We start from the raw sequence: 902 nt of genomic DNA on the forward strand, positions 1-902 counted from the left end.
TCACGCCCGACGACGCGTCGATCCACAACAATCTCGGCAACGCGCTGAACGCGCTCGGCCGCCACGACGACGCGCTCGCCGCGTTCGGTCGCGCACTCGAGCTCCGGCCCGGGCATGCGGGTGCGCACAACAACCTCGCGATGGCGCTGAGCGCGATGGGTCGCGCCGACGAGGCGATCACGCACTTCCAGGCCGCGATCGCCGCGCAGCCGCGGTTCGTCGCCGCGCATTTCAATCTCGGCAACACGCTCGACGCGGTCGGCCGGCATGCCGAGGCAGCCGCGGCATTCGAAGCCGCGCTCGCGCTGCACCCGCCGTTTCCGCTCGCGCTGTTCGGGCTCGCGAATGCGCTCTGCGCGCAGGCGCGCCACCGCGACGCGCTGCCCTACTACGAGCGTGCCGTCGGGCTCGATCCGTCGTTCGGGCTCGCATGGCTGAATCTTGGCAACGCGCATCACGCGCTCGGCGCGCACGAGATGGCGCTGCGTGCTTTCGACCAGGCGCTGCGGGTCGCGCCCGATCTCACGCTCGCGCGGCTGCACCGCGCGGTCACGCTGCTGACGCTGCGCGACTTCACGCGCGGCCTGCCCGCCTACGAAGCGCGCCACGAGACGCCCGGCGCGACACCGCTCGGCGCGCTGCCGCGCTGGCACGGCGAGCCGATCGCGTCGCGCACGCTGCTGATCCGCGCGGAACAGGGGTTCGGCGACACGCTGCAGTTCGTCCGCTTCGTGCCGCTGGCCCGCGCACGCTGCGCGCGCGTGGTGCTCGAAGTCCAGCCGGAACTCGTCGCGCTGCTGACGCCGGCCGCATCGCGCTGGCGCGTGACGCTCGTCCCGCAAGGCGCCGCGAAGCCGCCTGCCGCGGACGTCGCGTGCACGCTGATGAGCCTGCCGTTCCTG

1 protein-coding gene is annotated in these 902 nt (G+C 73.2%); it reads left to right on the top strand.

What is annotated here, in order from left to right; translation table 11 throughout:
* Positions 1-902 (top strand): tetratricopeptide repeat protein (locus JMF90_RS38695; protein WP_201326511.1); only part of this gene is annotated, 902 nt, incomplete at both ends.

Source organism: Burkholderia sp. E168m23 (assembly GCF_016586125.1).
GTDB classification, from domain to species: Bacteria; Pseudomonadota; Gammaproteobacteria; order Burkholderiales; family Burkholderiaceae; genus Burkholderia; species Burkholderia orbicola.